The organism is Frankia gtarii (assembly GCF_025403375.1).
GTDB classification, from domain to species: Bacteria; Actinomycetota; Actinomycetes; order Frankiales; family Frankiaceae; genus Frankia; species Frankia gtarii.
Window position 1 is genome coordinate 1 of the sequence record NZ_JAMPTM010000492.1, and the last position, 2,193, is coordinate 2,193.

The window sequence follows — 2,193 nt, forward strand, 5'->3', positions numbered from 1 at the left end:
TGGCTACCCCGCCGGATCGGGCGGCGCCCCCCGCCGGCCGTCGCCGCCGACCGGGGCAAGACGGGGGCGGATTCCCGCGGTGGCTCGCGTCCCGACGTCGCCGCCGGCCGACTACCCCGCGGGGCAGGCACCATCACCGGACGGCTCACGGCCCGTGTCGCCAGCTCGGATGCCGGTGGATACCGCAGGCCACGGATGGATCGCGGTCAGCTCGGCACCGCAGCGTTCTGCCCCGCCCATCGAGGTCGGCGGTCCCGCGGCAGGCGGCCGCCTGCCCGGATCCGGCCCCCCGGTCCCGGTCCCACTCTCGGTCCCGGCTCCAGAGACGAGGCGACAGTCGGGGACGCCAGACGGCGGGGGTGCGGTAGGCGCAAGCCCAACCTCGCCGGGGACCTCGGCGCTACCGGGGCTGCGCCGGTTGCCCGGCGGTAGCCCGCTGCCGCACTCGATCACCTCGACGCTCGACCTGAGCGTCCTGCAGCACCGCCTGCGCATCGAACAGACCGAGGTCATCGCCCGGGTCGAGGAGCCCGCACCCCGCTCGCACCGGCGTCGCCGCCGTGCCACCCCGTCGGACGTGGAGTCCACCCAGGTGGTCTCCCGCGGGTCGTTGCCTGGCCGGCCGCGTCCCGGCGCCCGGTCCGATCCGGCGGCCACCGTCGTGGGCTACGGGGACCTCGTCGATGATCCGGACACCGGGCTCATCGACCGACGTGGCGCACGGGTGGTCGGCACGGCGCGGCGGCGAGCCGACTCCGGCGGGGTGGTCGACGATCGGGCCCGCCGTGCCGACCGGGCCCGCCGTGCCGGCGGCGCCGATCTCGATGAGGCCGACGATCCCGAAGGGGGACTTGACCCAGGCGGGGACGGGGGCAGCCCCAGTACCCGGTCGAAGGCGGTCTGGACCCTCGCCGACCAGGCCGTCTCCAGCGCGACGAACGCCGCGATCTCGTTCCTCATCGCGCGCCAGGTCAGCGACGTCGAGTACGGCGCGTTCGGTATCGCCTACACGTTGTTCGCCATTGCGATCGGGTTGTGTCGGGGTGCGACCTGCCTGCCGCTGAGCATGCACTACTCGGGCTCGACGCCGTCGTCGTTCCGGTCGGCCGCCTCGGCCACGACCGGATCGTCGTTTGCCTTCGGCATCGGCGTCGGGGTGGTGTTCGTCGGCATCGGCCTCGGCGTCGGTGGGCCGGTTGGATCGTCGCTGGCGGCGATGGGCTTCGTGCTGCCCGGCCTGCTCCTGCAGGATGCCTGGCGGTACGTCTTCTTCGCCATGGGGCGGCCGTTCGGGGCGTTCCTCAACGATGTCGTGTGGGCGGTCGTCCAGGTGTTCGGGATCTGGCTGCTCGTCCACCGTGGGGTGACCGAGTCCTCTCCGCTGGTGTTGGCCTGGGGGGCCGCGGCCCTGGTCGCGGCCTTGATCGGCGTCGTCCAGGCCGGCTTCTGGCCATCGCCCGGTGCGACCAGAAGATGGCTGACGGAGAACAGGACGGACTCGACGTACCTGGCGGCGGAGTTCATCACGGTGCAGGGCGCCCTGCAGACGTCGATGCTGGCGATCGGGGCGGTCGGGTCGCTGTCGACGATCGGCGCGCTGCAGGGCGCGCGGACGCTGCTCGGCCCGACCACGGTGGTCGGGGTCGGGGTGGTGAGCTTCGCCCTGCCCGAGCTCTCCAAACGGACCTCGATGAACGCGCGAGACCGTGAGCGGGCGGCGTATGCACTGTCCGGGCTGGTCGTGGCGATCGGCGCAGCCTGGAGCCTGATCTTCTACTTCCTGCCGGATCGCTACGGCCAGGCTCTGCTGGGCGATACCTGGGCCGGGACGAAGAGCATCCTGGGACTGTCGATCCTGCACTATCTCGCCGCAGCGGTCCCGGTGGGCCCGGCCTGCATGGCCTACGCGCTCGGTAAGACCAAGATCACATTTCGGCTGAACGCGGCCTTCGCCCCGATGCTGCTCGGATTCCCCATCCTCGGGGCGGTTCTTGGTGAGGCCCGAGGCGCGGTGATCGGATTCAACCTTGCATTCTGGGCCATTGCTCCGGTCTGGTTCGTTCTGCTTCGTCGGTTGGCGCGGGAACATGATGTCGAGCAGGCGGCGTTGCGCGCGGCGCAGGACCAGCCGGGATCCACCGTTGATCCGGCGCATGCGGCCGTTGGCGATTCCGCCGCCGATGGGGGTGGGCG

Annotated in this window: 1 protein-coding gene; it reads left to right on the plus strand. The window is 72.0% G+C overall.

From position 1 onward, the window contains the following. Nucleotides 1–418: 418 nt before the first annotated feature. Nucleotides 419–2,193 (plus strand): MATE family efflux transporter (locus NBZ83_RS31760; RefSeq protein ID WP_261576468.1); only part of this gene is annotated, 1,775 nt, incomplete at its 3' end.